The following is a 20,689-nucleotide window of genomic DNA, read 5'->3' as shown; positions in this document are numbered from 1 at the left end:
CGAGGAGACCCACCCATGACTTCGAGCCGAAACCCGTCCGGCCTGGCGCTGCCCGAGCAGCGCGTCGTCGCCGTCGACGACCTGTCGGTCACGTTCCGCCGCGAAGGCGCGACGTTCGACGCGGTGCGCAACGTGTCGTTTCACGTCGATCGCGGCGAGACGCTCGCGATCGTCGGCGAATCGGGCTCGGGCAAGTCCGTCACGTCGCTCGCGCTGATGCGGCTCGTCGAGCATGGCGGCGGCGAGATCACGGGCGGCCGGATCGCGTTCCGGCGCCGCGGCGGCGCGTTCGTCGATCTTGCGCAGGCGAGCGCCGCGACGATGCGCGGCATCCGCGGCGCGGACATCGCGATGATCTTCCAGGAGCCGATGACGTCGCTGAACCCGGTGTTCACGGTCGGCGACCAGATCAGCGAGGCGATCGCGCTGCACCAGTCGAAGGGGGCGGCCGAAGCGCGCGCGGAAGCGCTGCGGCTGCTCGATCTCGTGCGCATTCCGGAAGCGCGCCGCGTGTTCGCGCGCTATCCGCACCAGTTGTCGGGCGGGATGCGGCAGCGCGTGATGATCGCGATGGCGCTGTCGTGCCGGCCCGCGCTGCTGATCGCCGACGAGCCGACGACCGCGCTCGACGTGACGATCCAGGCGCAGATCCTGCAACTGGTTCGCGGGCTGCAGGACGAAATGAACATGGGCGTGATCTTCATCACGCACGACATGGGCGTGGTGGCCGAAGTGGCCGACCGCGTGCTCGTGATGTATCGCGGCGAGAAGGTCGAGGAGGGCGAGTCGGAGCGCATCTTCGCGGCGCCCGCGCATCGCTACACGCGCGCGCTGCTCGCGGCTGTGCCGCGGCTCGGTGCGATGCAGGGCACCGACGTGCCCGAGAAATTCCCGCTGCTGAAGGCGGACGGCGCGAGTGCGGCGGCACCAGCGTCTGCGTCTGCGGCGAACGACGATGCGCAGCCGCCCGTCGATCAGGCGGCGGCGCCGATCCTGCGCGTGCGCGACCTCGTCACGCGCTTTCCGGTGAAGAGCGGCGTGTTCGGCCGCGTGTCGCAGTTCGTGCATGCGGTCGAGCGCGTGAGCTTCGAGCTGCGCGCGGGCGAGACGCTCGCGCTCGTCGGCGAATCGGGCTGCGGCAAGTCGACCACCGGCCGTTCGCTGCTGCGCCTCGTCGAATCGCAGAGCGGCTCGATCGAATTCGACGGTCGCGACATCAGCGCGCTGAAGGGCCCGGACCTGCAGGCGCTGCGCCGGAACATCCAGTTCATCTTCCAGGATCCGTTCGCGTCGCTGAATCCGCGCCTGACTGTCGGCTTCTCGATCATGGAACCGCTGCTCGTGCACGGCGTCGCGAGCGGCCGCGAAGCGCAGGCGCGCGTCGACTGGCTGCTCGACAAGGTCGGCCTGCCGCCCGAGGCCGCGCGCCGCTATCCGCACGAATTCTCGGGCGGCCAGCGCCAGCGGATCGCGATCGCGCGCGCGCTCGCGCTGAACCCGAAGGTCGTGATCGCCGACGAGTCGGTGTCCGCGCTCGACGTGTCGGTGCAGGCGCAGATCGTCAACCTGATGCTCGACCTGCAGCGCGAGCTCGGCGTCGCCTACCTGTTCATCTCGCACGACATGGCCGTCGTCGAGCGCATCAGCCATCGCGTCGCGGTGATGTATCTCGGCCAGATCGTCGAGATCGGCCCGCGCCGCGCGGTGTTCGAGGCGCCGCAGCATCCGTACACGAAGAAGCTGATGAGCGCGGTGCCCGTGGCCGACCCCGCGCGCCGGCATGCGCCGCGCCAGCTCGCGGCGGACGAGATCCCGAGCCCGATCCGCGCGGCCGGCGACGAGCCGGTCGTCGCACCGCTCGTCGCGGTCGGCCCCGATCATTACGTCGCGACGCATCGCGTCGGCGGCGCGTACTGATTTCGCGAGGGGCCGATCATGGACCGCAGTTGCGCACGCGCCAGGCAAAGGCGCTATTTCCCCGAGCGGGTGCAGTCCCGCCGCGAATCCCACCACGCGTCACCGAACCATCCACAGGAGCCAAGCAAGATGAACAAACCGCATTCGTTCCCGATGTTCCGTCCGCGCGCGCTGCTCGCTGCGGGTGCCGGCGCGCTCGCGTTGTCGGCCGCGGTGCCCGCGTTCGCGCAGCAGAACGTCGTGGTCGCCGTGTACTCGACGTTTACGACGATGGACCCGTACGACGCGAACGATACGGTGTCGCAGGCTGTCGTCAAGTCGTTCTACGAAGGCCTGTTCGGTTTCGACAAGGACATGAAGCTCGTCAACGTGCTCGCGACCAGCTACACGGCGTCGCCGGACGCGAAGGTGTATACGGTCAAACTGCGCCAGGGCGTGAAATTCCAAGACGGCACCGATTTCAATGCCGCTGCGGTGAAGGCGAATTTCGACCGCGTGACCGATCCGGCGAACAAGCTGAAGCGTTACGGCCTGTTCCGGGTGATCGAGAAGACCGAAGTGGTCGATCCGACCACGGTGCGGTTCACGTTGCGCGAACCGTTCTCGGCGTTCATCAACACGCTCGCGCACCCGTCCGCGGTGATGATTTCGCCGGCCGCGCTGAAGAAGTGGGGGCGCGACGTGTCGCTGCATCCGGTCGGCACCGGGCCGTTCGAGTTCGTCGAATGGAAGCAGACCGACGACATGAAGGTGAAGAAATTCACCGGTTACTGGAAGAAGGGCTATCCGAAGATCGATGCGATCGACTGGAAACCGGTGGTCGACAACAACACGCGCGCCGCGCTGATCAAGACCGGCGAGGCCGATTTCGCATTCACGATTCCGTTCGAGCAGGCGAACGATCTGAAAAGCAGTCCGAAGGTGGACCTGATCGAGGCGCCGTCGATCATTCAACGCTACATTTCGCTGAACACGCAGCAAAAGCCGTTCGATAACCCGAAGGTGCGTGCAGCGCTGAACTACGCGGTCAACAAGGATGCGCTCGCGAAGGTCGTGTTCGCCGGTTACGCGACACCGGAGACGGGGGTCGCGCCGATGGGCGTCGAATACGCAACGAAACTCGGGCCCTGGCCGTATGACCCGGCGAAGGCACGCGCATTGCTGAAGGAAGCCGGTTATCCGAACGGCTTCGAATCGACGCTCTGGTCCGCCTACAATCACACGACGGCGCAGAAGCTGATTCAGTTCGTCCAGCAGCAGCTCGCGCAGGTCGGCGTGAAGGTGCAGGTGCAGGCGCTCGAGGCCGGCGAGCGGGTCGCTCGGGTGGAGAGTGCCCAGGATCCGGCGAAGGCACCGGTGCGGATGTACTACAGCGGCTGGTCGGCGTCGACCGGCGAGGCGAACTGGGCGTTGTCGCCGCTGCTTGCTTCGGCGTCGGCACCGCCGAAGCTGTACAACACGGCGTACTACAAGAACAGTCTTGTCGACGACGACCTCGCGCAGGCGCTCGCCACGACCGACCGCACGAAGAAGGGCACCCTCTACGCCGACGCGCAGAAGCAGATCTGGGCCGACGCGCCGTGGATCTTCCTCGTGCAGGAGAAGATCGTCTACGCGCGCAGCAAGCGTCTGCACGGGATGTACGTGATGCCGGACGGCTCGTTCAACTTCGACGAGATCTCGCTGAAGTGACAGCGCGCCACCTGCCATGCAGCGCCGGCGGAGCAGTCCGCCGGCGCATTGACCCGACCGGTGCCCCATGCTGAATTTCCTCGTCAAACGCCTGTTCGGCCTGCTGCCCACGCTCGCGATCGTCGCGGTGCTGGTGTTCCTGTTCGTGCACCTGCTGCCGGGCGACCCGGCGCGGCTCGCGGCCGGGCCGGAAGCCGACGACGCGACGGTCGCGCTCGTGCGCGCCGATCTCGGGCTCGACCGGCCGCTGCCCGCGCAGTTCGCGAACTTCTTCGTGAAGATCGCGCACGGCGATTTCGGCATGTCGACGCGCAGCAAGCGGCCGGTATCGACCGAGATCGGCGAGCGCTTCATGCCGACGCTGATGCTGACGCTCGTCAGCATGGTGTGGGCAACGCTGTTCGGCATGGCGATCGGGATCGCGTCCGCGGTGTGGCGCAATCGCTGGCCCGACCGCCTCGGGATGACGATCGCGGTGTCGGGCATCTCGTTTCCCGCGTTCGCGCTCGGCATGCTGCTGATGGAGATCTTCTCGGTGAAGCTCGGCTGGCTGCCGGTCGTGCCGGACGGCACGTGGAAGAGCTACGTGCTGCCGTCGCTGACGCTCGGCGCGGCGGTCGCGGCCGTGATGGCGCGCTTCACGCGCGCGTCGTTCGTCGAGGTGCTGAACGAGGATTTCGTGCGTACCGCGCGCGCGAAAGGCGTGCACGAGCCGATGGTCGTGCTCAAGCACTGCCTGCGCAACGCGATGATCCCGGTCGTCACGATGATGGGGCTGCAGTTCGGCTTCCTGCTCGGCGGCTCGATCGTCGTCGAGGCGGTGTTCAACTGGCCGGGGCTCGGGCGCCTGCTCGTCGATGCGGTGACGATGCGCGACTACCCGGTGATCCAGGCGATCGTGCTGCTGTTCTCGCTCGAATTCATCCTGATCAACCTGACCGTCGACGTGCTGTACGCGGTCATCAACCCGACCATCCGGTTCAAGTGAGGCGCACATGAACGCGACTGTCCAGACCGCGGCGCCGGCCGCGCCGAACACGATCCGCACGCCGTGGCGCGAATTCTGGCGCAAGTTCCGCAAGCAGACCGTCGCGCTCGTCGCGGGCGGCTTCGTGCTGGCGCTCGTCGTGCTGGCGTTCGTCGGCCCGCACATCGTGCCGTTCGATCCGGAGAACTATTTCGACTACGACGCGCTGAACGCGGGGCCGTCGGCCGTGCACTGGTTCGGCGTCGATTCGCTCGGTCGCGACATCTTCAGCCGGATCATCGCCGGCACGCGCATCTCGCTCGCGGCCGGCTTCTTCTCGGTCGCGCTCGGCGCGCTGATCGGCACGTTCTTCGGGCTGCTCGCCGGCTACTACGAAGGCTGGTGGGACCGCATCACGATGCGCGTGGCCGACGTGCTGTTCGCGTTCCCGGGCATCCTGCTCGCGATCGGCGTGGTCGCGATCCTCGGCAACGGGATGATCAACGTGATCTGCGCGGTCGCGATCTTCAGCATCCCGGCGTTCGCGCGGCTCGTGCGCGGCAACACGCTGATGCTCAAGCACATGACCTACGTCGAGGCCGCACGCAGCATCGGCGCGTCGGACTGGACGATCATCATGCGGCACATCCTGCCCGGCACGGTGTCGTCGGTCGTCGTCTACTTCACGATGCGGATCGGCACGTCGATCATCACGGCCGCGAGCCTTTCGTTTCTCGGGCTCGGCGCGCAGCCGCCGACGCCGGAGTGGGGCGCGATGCTCAACGAGGCCCGCGCCGACATGGTGACGGCGCCGCACATCGCGGTCTTCCCGAGCCTCGCGATCTTCCTGACCGTGCTCGCGTTCAACCTGCTCGGCGATGGCTTGCGCGACGCGCTCGATCCGAAGCTGGAGCGCCGCTGATGCGCGCTGCACCGATGCGGGCCGCGACGCTGCCGGCCGGGCCGCGTGGCACGATTGCCGACGTGCCGGGCGTGACGGTCGGCCATTGCACGCTCGCCGCCGGCAACGTGCAGACGGGCGTGACCGTCGTGAGGCCGCATCCGGGCGATGTGTACCGCAGCAAGGTGCCGGCCGGCGCGGCCGTGATCAACGGCTTCGGCAAGAGCGTCGGGCTGGTGCAGGTCGATGAACTCGGCACGCTCGATACGCCGATCGCGCTGACCAACACGTTCAGCGTCGGCGCGGTCGCGCACGCGCAGATCCGTGCGGCGATCGCGGCGAATCCGCAGATCGGCCGCGACTGGCCGACCGTCAACCCGCTCGTGTTCGAGTGCAACGACGGTTATCTGAACGATCTCCAGGCGTTCGCGGTGACGGCTGCGCATTACGACGACGCGTGCCGCGCGGCGTCGCGCGACGTCGTGCGCGGCGCGGTGGGCGCCGGGCGCGGGATGTCGTGTTTCGACCTGAAGGGCGGGATCGGCTCGGCGTCGCGCGTCGCCGTCGCAGCCGGCAGGCCCTATACGGTCGGCGCGCTCGTGCTCGCGAATTTTGGCCGGCTGCCGATGCTGGCGCTCGGCGGCGTGCCGCTCGGACGCATCGTCGCGCAACGGCGCGCGGCCGGGGCCGCGCACGCGGCGCCGCCCGAGCAGGGCTCGATCATCCTGTTGCTGGCCACCGATGCGCCGCTCGACACGCGGCAGTTGTCGCGGCTCGCGCGCCGCGCGGGCGCGGGGCTGGCCCGCACCGGTTCCGTCTACGGGCACGGCAGCGGCGACATCGCACTCGCATTCTCGACCGCGTACACGATCGCGCACGAGGCGTCGACTGTCGCGCTGCCGGCCCTCGTAGCCGATGCGGCGCTCGATCCGCTGTTCATGGCCGCGGCCGAAAGCGTCGAGCACGCGATCGCCGATGCGCTGCTGCAGGCCGTGACGGTTGCCGGGCGCGACGGCCACGTGCGGCAATCGCTGCGCGACGCCGTGCCCGATCTCGACCGGTTGTTCAACGAAGGCAACGAAGGACGTCTGACCCATTCATGAAGATCCTGATCTCGACCGACATCGAGGGTGTCGCCGGCGTGTTCGCCACCGAGCAGACGCGTGCTGGCAATCCCGAATACGAGCGGGCGCGCCGCTGGATGACCGCCGAGGCGAACGCGGCGATCGAAGGCGCGTTCGCGGGCGGCGCGCAGGCCGTCTGGATCAACGACTCGCATGGCGGCTTTCGCAACCTGCTGCCCGACGGGCTCGATGCGCGCACGCGCGTCGTGCTCGGCAAGCCGCGCACGCTCGGGATGATGGCGGGCCTCGAGCAGCAGCCCGACCTCGTGTTCATGATCGGCTATCACGCGAAATCGCAGACGCGCGGCGTGCTCGCGCACACGATCAACAGCTTCGCGTTCACGCAGGTGTGGCTGAACGGCGTCGAACTCGGCGAAGCCGGGCTGTACGGCGCGCTGGCGCGCGAATATGGCGCGCACGTCGCGCTGGCAACGGGCGACGACGTGTTCGCCGAGGAAACGCAGCCGCTGTTTCCGGATGCGTGTTTCGAGACGGTCAAGACGGCCGGCGGCGCATCGAGCGGCGACACGCTCACGCCCGCCGCATCGTGTGCCCGAATCGCGACCGCCGCACGCGACACGGTTGCGCGGGCGCTGTCGGCAGGCTTGCGCGCCGGTGCCCATCGGCCCGCGCCGGCCGCGTGCACGCTGCGCGTGCAGACGGCCGCGCTGGCCGACCTGTTCTGCGTGCTGCCGTCGCTCGAGCGTGTCGATGCGGTGACGCTGCGTTTCGACGGGCCTTCGGTCGAGCATGTGGTGCGCACGCTGAACAGCCTGTCGGCGATGTCGTTCATGCTGCGGTGATGCGCGCCGCCATGATGGCGCTTGCGCGCGACGGGTCAGCCGTTGCCGACGGGGCTTGCCGTCGCGGCGGGCAGGAACGCTTCCATCGCCGCGACCAGCGCGAGCGGCGTCTCGTTCATCGGATAGTGGCCCGCATTGCGCAGCACGTCGACGGTGGCGAGCGGATAGCGCCGCAGGTAGGTGCGGGCCATCAGCGCCGCGTCGAACGCCGGATCGTGCTCGCCGATCAGCACTTTCACCGGATGCACGCCCGCGATCTCGTCGCTGAAATCCGTATCGGCCCACGCGCGGAAGTACGCGCCGAACGCATGCGCGGACGAACAGGCTGCCGAATACGCGGCTTTCCACTCGACCCAGGCGGCGGGCAGCCGGCCGCCGGTGCTGCGATCGATGATGGTCCTGCGATCGGCGACGTGGTCGGCGGCGCGCTCGAATAGCGCGCGTCGCGCCGCGTCGAACGGCAGGCCGCCGCAAGGCACGGGCGCGATCGGCACCAGCGCGCGCACGCGTTCGGGCGCGACGGCGGCGATCCTCTCGATCGCCATGCCGCCCATCGAATGGCCGACAAGGCTGAAGGTCGGGAAGTCGAGCGCGTCGGCAAGCGCGAGCGTGTCGGCGGCGATCTCGTCGATCGTGTAGTCGCCGCGTGCTTCGCGCATGCGGCCGTAGCCGCGGTAGTCCATGAATACATAGCTGAAGCGTTCGCGCGACAGCCACGCTTCGACGGGTTCGAACGCGCGGGCGTCGCCGAACCAGCCGTGCAGCACGAGAACAGGGTGGGGGCCGTCCCCCACGCGATAAAACGTATTCGGCATGTCCGCTCCGATGATGTTGCAATCCGGCCGATCAGGCCGACGGGTCTTGCGGCCGTCAGGTCGCGCAAGGGTGGAGCGGATCGTAGATCGATCGAAGGAGACCCGCCTTCGATGTCGGGTCATTGATGATGGAATTCGGGCCGTGAGAAATACGCTGTTAGATCCCTACGAACACCTTCCCCGGAGCGTGGTCGTGACCGCCAACGACTTTGCGGCGGGCACGACGTTTCCGGAGCACGCGCACGGGCGCGGGCAATTCGCGTTCGCGTCGCGTGGCACGATCAGCGTGTCGACGCCGCACGGGCGATGGCTGGTGCCGCCGCAGCGTGCGTGCTGGGTGCCGGCCGGCGTGCGGCACGCAATGACGATGACCGGGCCGGTCACGATGCTCAACACGTTCGTGTCCGGCGACGCCGCGCAGGCGGCGGGCCTGCCCGGGCAGTGCGGCGTGTATGGCGTGTCCGCGCTGCTGCGGCACTTGATCGACGATGCGATCGACCTGCCGGCCCTGTACGACGTCGACGGCCGCGCGGGCAAGCTGATGGCGCTGCTGATCGCGGAAATCGCGACGATGCCGCGTCTGTCGCTGCATGCGCCGCTGCCGGCCGACGCACGGCTGGCGAAGGTGTGCCGGCACCTGTTCGCGTCGCCGTCGATCGCGGCCGATCTCGACCAGGTGGCCGCCGACGCGGGCGTGAGCCGGCGCACGTTCACGCGGCAGTTCCGTGCGCAGACGGGCGTGAGTTTTGCCGCGTGGCGTCAGCAGGTGTGCATGCTCGCGGCGATTGCCCGCCTGAGCGACGGGCAGCCGGTGACACGTGTCGCGCTCGATCTCGGGTACGCGAGCGCAAGCGCGTTCACGTCGGCGTTTCGCCGCATTCTGGGTGAAACGCCGAGCCGGTATCTGGAAATTCGGCGCTAGCCGAAAGGAATCGGCGGGCGGCGCGTGCCACGCTCGTTCGCTCGTCGAAGCGGCAAAAAAATACGCGCCTGCCACATTCGGTCAGACGCGTTTAAAGGCACTCGGTCAGAAAAAATGCGCGCACCGCCAGCGGGCGGTGTCGCGCGTTGCTTGCGGAATTGTTGCCTATTCCGATGTAATCATGTCGGATCGTAGCGGATAACGGAGCATACGCCGCATAACGCGCAAACGATATCGTGCTGGCCCGACGATTGATGTGCTGTCGCAGCATGCGTTTCAATCGCGCGTTCGATGTGGGGGAAGAAGCCCCGGACAATAGGCATCGGCAACCGTGCCCAGGCGCGATGCGGCGCAGCATCGAATGATTGCAACGGAACACGAAAAAAAAGCCGCGTGGCGCGATCCCTGTCGGTATCGCGTCACGCGGCGGTGCGGTTGCATCCGAAACCGGCGTGCGCCGGCGCGTGCGTCACACGTCGAAGAACACCGTTTCGTCCGGCCCCTGCATGCGGATGTCGAAGCGGTAGACGATCGGACGGCCCGGCTGCGCGTCGCGTTTCGCGACGAGCGTCGCGCGGCGCTCGGCCGGCACCGCGTTGAGCACGGGGTCGGCCGCGTTCGCGGCGGCTTCGTCATCGAAGTACACGCGCGTGAACGCATGGGTGAGGATCCCGCGCATCATCACGGTCACATTGATGTGCGGCGCGTCGTCGGCGGCGATGCGGCCCGGCTTCACCGTTTCGACGACGAAGCGGTGCTGCGCATCGGTGCCCGTGCCGACCCGCGCGAAGCCCGTGAAGCCGGATTTCGCGATGTCGTCGCGCGACGCGGGGTAGCGGCCCGCGCCGTCCACCTGCGTGAATTCGAGCACCGCGTCGTTGACGACCTTGCCGTCGCCGTCGAACACCTGCCCGACCAGCAGCACATGCTCGCCTTCGACGTGCGTCGCGGCGATCGTCGGCGTGAACAGGCTCTTCAGGTCGTAGTCGTATTGCTGCGGGCACAGGCCGTATGCGAAGTACGGGCCGACCGTCTGCGAAGGGGTTTGCTTCAGCGTCGTCATGGTTCAGCGCTCCATCGGGGTAGCGTCGCGGCCGCGCAGCACGATGTCGAATTCGTAGCCGAGCGCATAGCCTTCTTCGGTGATGTCCATCGAGAAGCGCGAGACCAGGCGATCGCGCGCGGCCTCGGGCGTGCCCTGGAAGATCGGGTCGTACGCGAGCAGCGGGTCGCCGGGGAAGTACATCTGCGTGACGAGACGCGAGCCGAAGTAGTCGCCGAACAGCGAGAAGTGGATGTGATTTGGGCGCCACGCGTTCGGATGGTTGCCCCACGGATACGCGCCGGGCTTGATCGTCAGGAAGCGGTAGCAGCCTTTGTCGTCGGTCATGCAGCGCCCCGCGCCGAGGAAGTTCGGGTCGAGCGGCGCGTCGTGCTGATCGACCTTGTGCACATAGCGGCCGGCCGCGTTCGCCTGCCACACCTCGACGAGCGTGTTGCGCACGGGCTTGCCGCCTTCGTCGAGCACGCGGCCCGTGACGACGATGCGCTCGCCGAGCGGCTCGCCGTTCTTCACGGCGTTCTTCGTCAGGTCGTGGTCGAGCGCGCCGAGATCCTCAGCGCCGTAGACGGGCGCGTACTGGTCGCGCAGCTTGTCCTTCAGCGGGATCAACGGGCGGGTCGGGCCGCGCTTCACGGACGAACGGTACTCGGGGTGGACATAGGCCGGATGCGACGGCCAGTCGCGCGGGGTGAGGATCGTGGGGGAATCCATCGGGCGTCTCCTGATAGGTATTTCGCGAACTGGATGGCACGACTTTAGCCAATCCGGAAAGTTATGCAAAATGACCTTTTTTCGCGAGACGTATAACCGTTCGTTATGTTCATCTCACCAATGAAAATTCCGCCGGACAGGATGCCTGTCCGGCGGAGAAAGCGATCGGGCTTCGCGTCGTCGGTGACGACCCCGTGCACGGCCCTCCAGCCAGCCCGTCGCTGCTTTTTTGTCGTTTGTTCTTGTTGTTATCCGGTCTCCCTGAGCGCCCGTTATGACTGACGGCCAGGATCGAACACGATCCCGTCGAATTCGAGCGACAGCGTGCCGCTGCGCAGCAGGGCGGCCGGTGTCGCGGCCCGATCGGCGCCGAGCACGTCGCTCACGTACTGCGCGCAGAACCCGCGCCGCGCCCGCAGGTTGAAGCGGTTGCCGAGCAGTGCGTCGATCCGCTGTTCGGCCGTCGCCTGAACCTGGCGCTGCGCGTCGACGGTCGGTGCCGCGACGCGGCGCGCCAGCGCGATGCGTCCGCCGTCGGTACGGGTGACGAAGCGCGACAGCGGCGTGAGCTTCGTCCACGCAAACGCGGGCTCGGCGATCACGGGTTCGTCGCCCGACGTATCGACGACGATGCCGAAGCGATTGGCCCACGCGCCCGCCGGGCCCGCCGCGTCGCGCGGCGCATGCGCAATCACGCGGATGAACACCAGATCGCCGACATGCGCGCCGGCGGCCAGCGTGCGAACGGTCGCGAGCGGCATCGTGCGATCCGTATCGCGTGCATCGCGCGGTGCGGTGTGGTGCGGTTCGTAGGCGGCGGCTTCGGTTCGGGGGGCCATTTCGGCTCCGTCGTTGTGTGGACAGGACGGAGCGGATTATGCAGACAAGTATCCGAAAGTGTTCATCTGCATGTGCTGGTAGCCTAATATCTGACCTTGAGCATCATTTTTCGATACCAAAATGACCGAGACCGCCCAACTCATCGAAACGCTGAAGCGCCAGTTGAAGGCGCAGGGAATGACCTACCGCGATGTCGCGGGTGCACTCGACGTGTCCGAGACCAGCGTGAAGCGGCTGTTCGCGAGCGGCCGCTTCACGCTGGAGCGCATCGTCGAGATCGCGCAATTGCTCGGCTACACGCTGGCCGAGCTCGTGCAGGAGGCGTCCGCGTCGGCGCCGCGGCTGCGCGTGCTGACCGAGCCGCAGGAGGCGCTGCTCGTGTCGGACGAGAAGCTGCTGCTCGTCGCCGTTTGCGCGATCAATTACTGGACCGTGCAGGACATCGTGTCGGCCTATCGCGTGACGAAGGCCGAGTGCGTGAAATACCTGCTGATGCTCGACCGGATGAACGTCGTTGCGCTGCTGCCGGGCGACCGGATTCGCCTGCGCGTCGCGCGCGATTTCGACTGGCTGCCGGGCGGGCCGATTCGCCGTTATTTCCACGAACATGCGCTTGGCGATTTTCTCGACAGCCGTTTCGACGGGCCGGGAGAAACGATGACGTTTTCGCAGGGGATGCTGACGGAAGCCGCCGCCGCGGAACTCGAACTGGAGTTGCGCCGGCTGCGCAGCAAGGCGGCTGCGCTGCACGCGGAATCGTCGTCCGCACCGCTCGGGCAGAAGCGCGGGACGGGGCTGTTGATCGCGAAGCGGGTCTGGGAGCCGACGGGTTTCCACGCGTTGCGGCGCGATGTGTGACGCGGGAATCCGGAAAGTTATGCAAAATGGCATTTCATCGACACTCGCATAACCGCCCGTTATGAATAATCGTATCGCCGACGGTCGCGTCAAGTTCCGGCACCTGCAGTGTTTTCTCGCGGTCGCGCAGTTGGGCGGCGTGCAGAAGGCGGCCGAAAGCCTGTCGATCACGCAGCCGGCCGTCTCGAAGACGATCGCCGAACTGGAGGCGATCCTCGGCGTGAAACTGTTCGAGCGCGGCCGGCAGGGCGCGCAGCCGACCCGCGAAGCGCAGTTGTTCATGCCGCACGCGAACGCGTGCGTGCTGGCGCTGCGGCAGGGCGTCGGGCTGCTCGCGCGCGAGGGCGGGGCCGCCGCCGCGACGCTGGAAATCGGCATGCTGCCGACCGTCGCGGCATCGCTCGCACCCGCGTTGATGAAGGCACTGGCCGCCCGCTGGCCGCGCATCGTCGTACGGATCGCGACGGCTGCGAACGCCGACCTGCTCGAGCGCCTGAAGTCCGGCGCGATCGAATGCGCGATCGGGCGGCTGTCGGAGCCGGAGCGGATGATCGGGCTCGCGTTCGAGCAGTTGTACAACGAGCCGCTCGTTGCGGTCGTGCGCGCCGGGCATCCGCTGCTGGCGAGCGCGGCGCCGGCCACCGAGCTCGCGCGCTATCCGGTCGTGCTGCCGCCGTTCGGCACGCTGATCCGCCAGTCGGCCGAGCAACTGCTCGGCGCATGCGGCGTGCCGCCGCTGGATTCGTTCATCGAAGTGCTGTCGGTATCGGTCGCGCGCGCGCTGGCGCTCGAGAACGACGCGGTCTGGTTCGTGCCGCTCTATGCGGCCGAATACGATCTGTCGGCCGGTGCGCTGGCGCGCCTGCCGCTGCCGTCCGCGGGCACCGACGAACCGGTCGGGCTCGTCCTGCGCACCGATGCGCAGCCGTCGCCGGTCGCGCGGACGCTGATCGATGCCGTGCGCGACATCGCGCGGTCGCGGTTCGGCGACACGCGCCCGCACCGGACGCCACGCGCCGCGCGCAAGCCGGCTCGCGGCGATCGTTGATCTATCGGGCCGGGCGGCAAGCCCGGCTCAATCCCTTTCCCTGCTGGTGGATTGGCCATTCGGTCAGTAGCGGACCTCGTGGTCCTTGGCATATCGTATCGTTTTTGGTACGATTGGTGACAAGACGATGGCGAGACAGCAGATTCAGGTCACGCTCGGCGTCCGGTTCTTCCGGACGGCCCGTGGCAACGAGCCGGTGCGCGAATGGCTCAGGGCGCTCGGGCAAGCGGAGCGAAGAGTGATCGGCGAAGAGATCAAGACCGTTCAACTCGGCTGGCCGCTCGGCATGCCGCTGGTCCGGAAGATGGCGAAGGATCTGTGGGAGATCCGCGTGATGCTGCCGGGGCGAAGCGCCCGCGTGCTGTTCACGGTCGTCGGCGACACGATGGTCCTGCTGCACGGCTTCTTCAAGCAGTCGCGGGCCACGCCGTCGGACGATCTCGACGTCACCGTCGCGCGCCTGAAAGCGCTGACGCACGCCATCTGAATTTCCCGGTTGCGCCGGAACGCACCGTCTCCGACGGTCGGGCCGCCGGCAACGCCATGCACTGGAGTACGACATGACGACCACGAACAACCCGCATATCGGCAGCGACTTCGATACCTTCCTCGAAGAGGACGGCAATCTCGAAGCGGCCACCGCCACCGCGATCAAGCGCGTGATCGCGTGGCAGATCGGGCAGGAAATGAAGGCGCAGCACATCACGAAAACCGCGATGGCCGCACGGATGAAAACCAGCCGTGCCGCGCTCAACCGGCTGCTCGACGAAACCGACACGAGCCTCACGCTGGCGACACTCGCGAGCGCGGCCGCCGCGCTCGGCAAACGACTCAGCTTCGAGCTGGTGCCGGCCTGACCGGTGTGAAGCAACGGCGCGCGGCCGGATTGCCGCGGTCGTCCGCGTGATGCGCGCCGCGAATTGGCCGGCGTTCTGCTGCGATACGGCCTGCGATTCGGCCTGCGATTCGGCCTGCGATTCGGCGACGCATCGCCGCGAGCGGGCGGGGGCGTCAGCCCACGCGCACGTGCCGGGTTATTTGCGCGGCCCGGTTACCTGCAGATAAAGCAGCGCACCACCTGCAAGCAACAGCGGGCACAGCAAATACCATCCGGTCGTCAGGAACAGCCCGGCGACCGCGACCAGCGAAATCCATGCGCAGCGGTAAGCGATGCCGCCGCGCGGCAGCAATTTCAGCGCGGCGGCCGCGCCGAGCCCGTACACCATCACGAAACACCCGGACGTCACGAGCACAAGCGGTTTCGGTCCGACGTCCGAGATCGTCGTCGCGGCCAGCGCGACGGCCGCGAGCACGGCGATCACGCCGAGGCTGCGGCGCGGGACGCCGCCGACCTGGCTGCCTTGCGCGAGCCACGCAGGCAGTGCGCCGTCGCGCCCGAGCGCCGCGCCGAGCTTGGCCGCGCCCGCGAAATACGCGTTCATCGTGCCGAGCGTGAGCAGCAGCGCGGCCGCGGCGGCCAGCACCTGCGCATGACCACCGATGCCGCCGGCGATCAGTTCGGCGAGCGGCGCGCCCGATACGCCCGCGGACGGCCCGAGCACCGTCACGCTCGCGGCGGCGACCGACAGATACAGAAACCCGACGACCACGACCGCGATGCCGGCCGAGCGCGGCATGTCGTGCGCGGGCCGGCGGAATTCGGCCGCGAGATGCGTGATCGCTTCCCAGCCCGCGAAGCTCCACACGAGCAGCGCGGCAGCCTGGCCGACCGCGAGCCAGCCGTGCGGCGCGAACGGATGCAGGTTCGCGGTGCGCGCATGCGGCGCGGAGGCGAGCACCGCGGCGAGCAGCAGCGTGACGAGCAGCGCTGATAACACGAGCTGCATGCGACCTGAAACGGTAACGCCGAATGCATTCGCGGCCGATACGGCCGCGATCAGCGCGGCCGCCGTGACGATGACCGTCGTGTGCCCGCCGCCCGTGACGGCCGCGACGTATGCGCCGCCGAACATCGCGGCGGCCGGCGCGCCGGCCGGCACCGCGAAGTAGAAGCACCAGCCGACGATCGCCGCCGCTTTCGGCCCGAATGCGCGCCGCGCATAGGTCGATACGCCGCCCGCGTCGGGATAACGCGCACCGAGTGCGGCGAAGGTGGCCGCGAGCGGCCCGGACAGCACGACGAGCGCGGCCCACGCGAGCAGCGATGCCGGGCCCGCGACCTCGGCGGCCAGCGCCGGCAACGCGATCACGCCGGTGCCGAGCACCGCACCGATATACAGCGCGGCACCCTGGAAAATCGTCAGCGAGCCCGCGTGATGGGCGGCGGGCGAGTCGGCATGCGAGGGCATCGGCGGCAGTCTCCGGAAGTCTTGTTTTGTTCGGGCGCGGGAGCCCGCGCGGTAAATCGTTGGATGCTACCCGAACGATGGCGACAGCGCGGCGCGGCGATCAGTAGTCTGCGCTGCGCCGCGTGTCAGTCGGTGTCAGCAGTAGCGCGCGAGCCGCAGGCGCGCATCCTCGCGCGTGGCGGGCGACAGTTCGGGGGCGTAGTGGAACGACCCCGACACGAGCGACGCAACGGGCATGCCGTCGCGGAACAGCACGCGATTGCCGGCCAGCGCCGGCACCTTGTCGCCGGGCAGCAGCGTGCCGGCCAGATTCAGCGGGTCGGCGCCCGTCACGCATACGTATTGTCCGTCGTCCGGTTGCCGCCGCAGTTCGCGCAGGATCGGGATCGCCTCGGGCAGCGCGAACTGCTCGCCCGCGAGCCCGGCGACGAAGCGTCCGCCGCGAATCTCGCCGCGCGCTTCGAGGCGCTGCAGCACGCGCACGAGCTCGCGCCAGCTCGGCAGCCAGTCGGCCTCGCGTTCGAGCAGCCGCCAGAACACGACGCCATAGCGGCGCAGCAGCGTCCACGCGATATGTTCGAGCGCGTCGGGATCGGTCGCGGCCGGGCCGCGTTTCGGCGCCGGCGCATCGTTCGACGGTGCCTGGCGCTGCACGAGCGCCCAGCGGCCCGCGTCGTCCATCCCGCCGATCAGCGCGCCGCCGCGTCGCGTGCGCGGCGCATAGGTCGCGCTGCGCTTGACGGCCGGCTTCAGCAGCGCGCGCAGGCCCGCGTAGCTGTCCGCATTCACGAGGCCGGCCGACACGAGCTCGCCGAGCGCCTGTTCGAGTTCGACGGGCAGCATGTGCAGGTCGTCGAGCAACGCATCGAAGAACATCGCGCCGTGCGCGACGAGGGTGTCGCGCACCTGCGTGGCCCGCGCGGACAGCGCCGGCTGCGCGTCGGGGTCGCGCAACGCCTGCCAGGCGGCGAGATGGCGGCGCGGCAGCAGCACGATCGGCGTCGTCTTCACGGGCGTGCCGGCCGCGCGCGCCGGCGCGCCGATACGCGTCCACACGAGCTTGCCCGAGCGGCACAGCTCGTCGAGGCCGCCCGCCATGTAGTCGGTGAGCCGCGCGGGCAGCAGCGCGTCTTCCCATGCGCTCGCCGCGGCCTCGTAGCCTTCGAGTTGTTCGACCACGGCCGCGAGTGCGTCGCGGCCCGCGCCGCGCGTGTCGGGCGTCAGGTGTTGCCAGTGGAACAGGAAGCGCATGAAATCGGCGCGCTCGACCGGTTCGATCTCGCGGCGCAGCCGCTTCACCGTATAGCGATGAATACGGGCGAGCAAGTGGCGTTCGCACCATTCGTCCGTCGTCGCGCCCGGCGTGAACCGGCCGCGCATGACATAGCCTTCGCGCTCCAGCGCCGCGAGTGCCGTCGCGATCGCCGCAGGCGGCAGGCCGAGCGGCGTCGCGATCGCGTCGAGCGCAAGCGGCCCGAAGCCGGTGAGCCGTGCGCGGATCACGTCGACGAGCGCGGCATCCGCTTCCCACGGTTGCGCGCAGGCGGCCGGTACCTTGAGCGCCGGCGCGGTGCGCGCGTCGGGGTGCAACGCGCGCATGCACACGAGCCGTTCGACCGGCACCCACAGCGCGGCGCCGCCCGGCGCGACGAGTTTCGTCGCGCGGCGGCGTTCCGCGAGTTCCGCGAGCCGGTCGGGCCAGCCTTCGTGTGCGTGTGCTTCGCTGTCGGCGACGCACGCGAGCGTCAGCAGCGCGTCGTGCATTTCGTCGGCGTCGCGCACGAGCGGCCATGCTTCGTCGCGCACCGCGTCGATCGCGTCGGCATCGAGCGCGCCGAGATCGTCGGTCGATTCGGGATCGCTCCAGCGGCGCGACTGCACGGCCTGCGTGCGGCGCTCCTCGAGCGGTGCATCGTCGAGGAACGCATAGGGTTTCGCGTTCAGGATCTCGGCCGCGAGCGGCGACGGCGCGGGCAGGTCGCGCGCGACGAGCTCGATCGCGCCGCTTTCGATCCGGCGCAGCAGCGCGAGCCAGCCGTCGGTGTCCATCGCGTCGTGCAGGCAGTCGTCGAGCGTCTGGTCGACGAGCGGATGGTGCGGTATCTCGCGCTCGCCGACGATGTTCTCGAGGCACGCGACCTGATCCGGAAAGACGGTCGCGAGCAGATCCTCGCTCTTCATCCGCTGCAGTTGCGGCGCGGTGCGCTTGCCGCCCGTGAAGCGCGGTAGCGCGAGCGCGGTGGTCGCGTTCCAGCGCCAGCGCACGCCGAACAGCGGCGCGTCGAGCAGTGCCTGGACCAGCACGTGCTCGGCGCTGGTCGAGCGCAGGTAGCGCCACACTTCGTCGAGCGCGAAGCTGTGCGCGAGCGACAGCGACAGGATGATCGCGTCGTCGGTCGCGGCGGCCTGCAGCTCGAAGTTGAAACTGCGGCAGAAGCGCTTGCGCAGCGCGAGCCCCCACGCGCGGTTGATGCGGCTGCCGAACGGCGAATGGATCACGAGCTGCGTGCCGCCCGATTCGTCGAAGAAACGCTCCATCACGAGCGTGTCCTGCGTCGGCAGCGCGCCGAGCGCGGCGCGCGTGCGTGCCAGGTAGTCGGCGATCTGGCGCGCGGCGTCGGGCGACAGGCGGAGATCGTCGACGAGCCAGCGCAATGCCGGCGCGAGGCGGCTTTCGGCGGGGGCGATAGCGGTGCCTGTTGCGGTTGTCGCTTTGGCAGCTGCCTGGCTCGCGGCGTGACCGCCCGCGCGCTTGCGCCCGCCGGCATCGGCCTGCCGGTCGCCGTCGGCGAACAGCCCGTCGAGCCGCGCGCGCAGCCGGCCGACCGCCGCCGACAGCTCGTCGCTGCGCCCCGGCGCCTCGCCGAGCCAGAACGGAATGTTCGGCGACTGGCCCTGCGCGTCCTCGACGCGCACGCGGCCCGTTTCCACGCGAATGATCCGGTACGACTGGTTGCCCAGCTGGAACACGTCGCCGGCAAGGCTCTCGATCGCGAAATCCTCGTTGACGGTGCCGACCTGGATGCCCTGCGGTTCGAGCAGCACCGCATAGTCGGCCATGTCGGGGATCGTGCCGCCCGACGTCGTCGCGGTCATCATCGCGTTGCGGCGCCCGCGCACCGTGCCGCCGACCACGTCGCGATGCAGGTACGCGCCACGCACGCCGCGGCGGCTCGTGAAGCCTTCGGCGAGCATCTTCATCACTTCGTCGAAGCGCTCGCGCGTCAGGCGCGCGTACGGCGCCGCGCGCGTGAAGCTCGCGTACAGCGCGTCTTCCTGCCATTCCGCGCACGCGACTTCGGCGACGATCTGCTGCGCGAGCACGTCGAGCGGCGCTTCGGGAATCCGCAACGCGTCGAGTTCGCCGCGTTGCACGCAATCGAGCAGCGCCGCGCATTCGACGAGTTCGTCGCGCGACAGCGGGAACAGCCGGCCCTTCGGCACGCCGCCGACATGGTGCCCGGAGCGGCCGACGCGCTGCAGGAACGGCGCGATTCCGCGCGGCGAACCGATCTGGCAGACGAGATCGACGTCGCCGATATCGATGCCGAGCTCGAGCGACGCGGTCGCGACGAGCAGCTTCAGTTCGCCGCGCTTCAGGCGCTGCTCGGCATCGAAGCGGTGCTCTTTCGCGAGACTGCCATGATGCGCGGCGATCGCTTCCTTGCCGAGCCGATCGGCGAGATGGCGCGCCATGCGCTCGGCGGTGCGCCGCGTGTTGACGAACACCAGCGTCGTGCGATGCACGGCCGCGAGCCCCGCGATCCGGTCGTACACCTGTTCCCACACGTCGGTCGCCATCACGGGCTCGAGCGGCACGTTCGGCAGTTCGAGCGCGAGGTCGCGCTCGCGCGTGTGGCCCGTGTCGACGATCGTGCAGTCGCGCGGCGCGTCGGCCGGGCCGCCGACCAGGAAACGCGCGACCGCGTCGATCGGCTTTTGCGTCGCCGACAGCCCGATGCGCGGCAGCGCGTGACCGGCCAGCGCGTCGAGACGTTCGAGCGACAGCGCGAGATGGCTGCCGCGCTTGGACGACGCGAGCGCGTGGATTTCGTCGACGATGACCGAGCGCACGTTCGACAGCATCTGTCGCCCCGATGTGGACGACAGCAGCACGTACAGCGATTCGGGCGTCGTCACGAGGATGTGCGGCGCGCGCTTGCGCAGCGCGGCACGCTCGGCTTGCGTCGTGTCGCCGGTGCGCACGGCGGTGCGGATCGCCGGTACCGGCAGGCCGAGTTGCGCGAGCGATTCGGCGATGCCGGCGAGCGGAGCGTCGAGGTTCACGTGGATGTCGTTCGACAGCGCCTTCAACGGCGACACATAGACGACGAGCGTCGTGTCGGGAAGCGTGCCGTCGTGCGACAGCGCATCGTGCACCAGATCGTCCAGCGCGCACAGGAACGCGGTGAGCGTCTTGCCGGAGCCGGTCGGCGCGGCGACGAGCGTCGAGCGGCCGGCCTTGATGTGCGGCCACGCGAGCGCCTGCGCGCCGGTCGGCGCGGCGAACGTACGCCGGAACCACGCGGCGACGGCCGGGTGGAACACGTCGAGCGCACTGGCGGCAGGGCGGGTAGCTGTGACGTCCATCGGAGCGTTGAAATGGGGTGCGAGCGTGCGGACGCATCGCGCGCGAATCGAATCGTCAGTGTGCCAGACGTCGCGCGTGCGTGCCGGGCACGCGCGACGACGCTTCAGATCGAGATGGGGGCCTGCACC

Annotated in this window: 17 protein-coding genes; 11 read left to right on the top strand and 6 right to left on the bottom strand. The window is 68.8% G+C overall.

Annotation, left to right across the window (positions count from 1 at the left end):
- Positions 1 to 15 precede the first annotated feature (15 nt).
- The 6 genes from CUJ89_RS25485 to CUJ89_RS25460 all read left to right on the top strand — a co-directional run bounded on the left by CUJ89_RS25485 (position 16) and on the right by CUJ89_RS25460 (position 7,404).
- Positions 16 to 1,917 (top strand): dipeptide ABC transporter ATP-binding protein, encoded by a 1,902-nt coding sequence (locus tag CUJ89_RS25485; RefSeq protein WP_114180142.1) that lies wholly within the window; start codon positions 16 to 18, stop codon positions 1,915 to 1,917.
- A 129-nt stretch (positions 1,918 to 2,046) separates the two neighbouring features.
- On the top strand, positions 2,047 to 3,609 hold the full coding sequence (gene gsiB, locus CUJ89_RS25480) for a glutathione ABC transporter substrate-binding protein GsiB (protein WP_114180141.1): 1,563 nt from the start codon (positions 2,047 to 2,049) through the stop codon (positions 3,607 to 3,609).
- 67 nt (positions 3,610 to 3,676) lie between these two features.
- Positions 3,677 to 4,597: a glutathione ABC transporter permease GsiC gene (gsiC, locus tag CUJ89_RS25475; protein WP_114180140.1), complete on the top strand. Its 921-nt coding sequence runs from the start codon at positions 3,677 to 3,679 to the stop codon at positions 4,595 to 4,597.
- A 7-nt stretch (positions 4,598 to 4,604) separates the two neighbouring features.
- Positions 4,605 to 5,498 carry a glutathione ABC transporter permease GsiD gene (gsiD, locus tag CUJ89_RS25470; protein ID WP_114180139.1) on the top strand — a complete coding sequence of 298 codons (894 nt, stop codon included), beginning with the start codon at positions 4,605 to 4,607 and terminating at the stop codon, positions 5,496 to 5,498.
- Positions 5,498 to 6,580 carry a P1 family peptidase gene (locus CUJ89_RS25465; RefSeq protein ID WP_114180138.1) on the top strand — a complete coding sequence of 361 codons (1,083 nt, stop codon included), beginning with the start codon at positions 5,498 to 5,500 and terminating at the stop codon, positions 6,578 to 6,580. The genes gsiD and CUJ89_RS25465 overlap by 1 nt, the downstream gene beginning before the upstream one ends.
- A complete protein-coding gene (locus CUJ89_RS25460; RefSeq protein ID WP_114180137.1) occupies positions 6,577 to 7,404 on the top strand; it encodes a M55 family metallopeptidase in 828 nt (275 codons plus the stop codon). Before CUJ89_RS25465 ends, CUJ89_RS25460 begins: the two co-directional genes overlap by 4 nt.
- A gap of 35 nt (positions 7,405 to 7,439) precedes the next feature.
- On the opposite strand, the gene CUJ89_RS25455 is transcribed toward CUJ89_RS25460, so the two are convergent.
- Positions 7,440 to 8,219, bottom strand: a complete 780-nt coding sequence (locus CUJ89_RS25455; RefSeq protein ID WP_114180136.1) for an alpha/beta fold hydrolase — start codon at positions 8,217 to 8,219, stop codon at positions 7,440 to 7,442.
- A 142-nt stretch (positions 8,220 to 8,361) separates the two neighbouring features.
- Between CUJ89_RS25455 and CUJ89_RS25450 the strand changes: the two genes are divergently transcribed.
- The gene (locus tag CUJ89_RS25450) at positions 8,362 to 9,141 is read left to right on the top strand and encodes an AraC family transcriptional regulator (RefSeq protein ID WP_114180135.1); all 780 of its coding nucleotides are present in this window, start codon (positions 8,362 to 8,364) and stop codon (positions 9,139 to 9,141) included.
- 469 nt (positions 9,142 to 9,610) lie between these two features.
- Here CUJ89_RS25450 and pcaG read toward each other — a convergent pair whose 3' ends face one another.
- The 3 genes from pcaG to CUJ89_RS25435 form a co-directional block, all read right to left on the bottom strand.
- A complete protein-coding gene (gene pcaG / locus CUJ89_RS25445; RefSeq protein ID WP_114180134.1) occupies positions 9,611 to 10,204 on the bottom strand; it encodes a protocatechuate 3,4-dioxygenase subunit alpha in 594 nt (197 codons plus the stop codon).
- A gap of 3 nt (positions 10,205 to 10,207) precedes the next feature.
- Positions 10,208 to 10,915, bottom strand: a complete 708-nt coding sequence (gene pcaH, locus CUJ89_RS25440) for a protocatechuate 3,4-dioxygenase subunit beta (protein ID WP_114180133.1) — start codon at positions 10,913 to 10,915, stop codon at positions 10,208 to 10,210.
- Positions 10,916 to 11,187: 272 nt separating this feature from the next.
- Entirely contained in the window at positions 11,188 to 11,754 is a 567-nt protein-coding gene (locus tag CUJ89_RS25435; RefSeq protein WP_114180132.1) for a YiiX/YebB-like N1pC/P60 family cysteine hydrolase, read from the bottom strand.
- 121 nt (positions 11,755 to 11,875) lie between these two features.
- Between CUJ89_RS25435 and CUJ89_RS25430 the strand changes: the two genes are divergently transcribed.
- The 4 genes from CUJ89_RS25430 (at position 11,876) to CUJ89_RS25415 (ending at position 14,518) form a co-directional block, all read left to right on the top strand.
- Positions 11,876 to 12,613, top strand: coding sequence for a helix-turn-helix domain-containing protein (locus tag CUJ89_RS25430; RefSeq protein WP_114180131.1), 738 nt, complete (start codon positions 11,876 to 11,878; stop codon positions 12,611 to 12,613).
- A gap of 61 nt (positions 12,614 to 12,674) precedes the next feature.
- Positions 12,675 to 13,661, top strand: a complete 987-nt coding sequence (gene pcaQ / locus CUJ89_RS25425; RefSeq protein ID WP_114180130.1) for a pca operon transcription factor PcaQ — start codon at positions 12,675 to 12,677, stop codon at positions 13,659 to 13,661.
- 127 nt (positions 13,662 to 13,788) lie between these two features.
- Complete coding sequence (locus CUJ89_RS25420; protein ID WP_114180129.1) at positions 13,789 to 14,148, top strand: type II toxin-antitoxin system RelE/ParE family toxin; 360 nt, start codon at positions 13,789 to 13,791, stop codon at positions 14,146 to 14,148.
- A 73-nt stretch (positions 14,149 to 14,221) separates the two neighbouring features.
- On the top strand, positions 14,222 to 14,518 hold the full coding sequence (locus tag CUJ89_RS25415) for an XRE family transcriptional regulator (protein WP_011355454.1): 297 nt from the start codon (positions 14,222 to 14,224) through the stop codon (positions 14,516 to 14,518).
- Positions 14,519 to 14,695: 177 nt separating this feature from the next.
- Here CUJ89_RS25415 and CUJ89_RS25410 read toward each other — a convergent pair whose 3' ends face one another.
- Complete coding sequence (locus tag CUJ89_RS25410; RefSeq protein WP_114180128.1) at positions 14,696 to 15,970, bottom strand: APC family permease; 1,275 nt, start codon at positions 15,968 to 15,970, stop codon at positions 14,696 to 14,698.
- 135 nt (positions 15,971 to 16,105) lie between these two features.
- Positions 16,106 to 20,560 carry a DEAD/DEAH box helicase gene (locus CUJ89_RS25405; protein ID WP_114180127.1) on the bottom strand — a complete coding sequence of 1,485 codons (4,455 nt, stop codon included), beginning with the start codon at positions 20,558 to 20,560 and terminating at the stop codon, positions 16,106 to 16,108.
- Positions 20,561 to 20,689: the final 129 nt, after the last annotated feature.

This window comes from Burkholderia pyrrocinia, from assembly GCF_003330765.1.
In the GTDB taxonomy this organism is placed as follows: Bacteria; Pseudomonadota; Gammaproteobacteria; order Burkholderiales; family Burkholderiaceae; genus Burkholderia; species Burkholderia pyrrocinia_B.
This window is presented reverse-complemented; position numbering and strand designations above follow the sequence as displayed.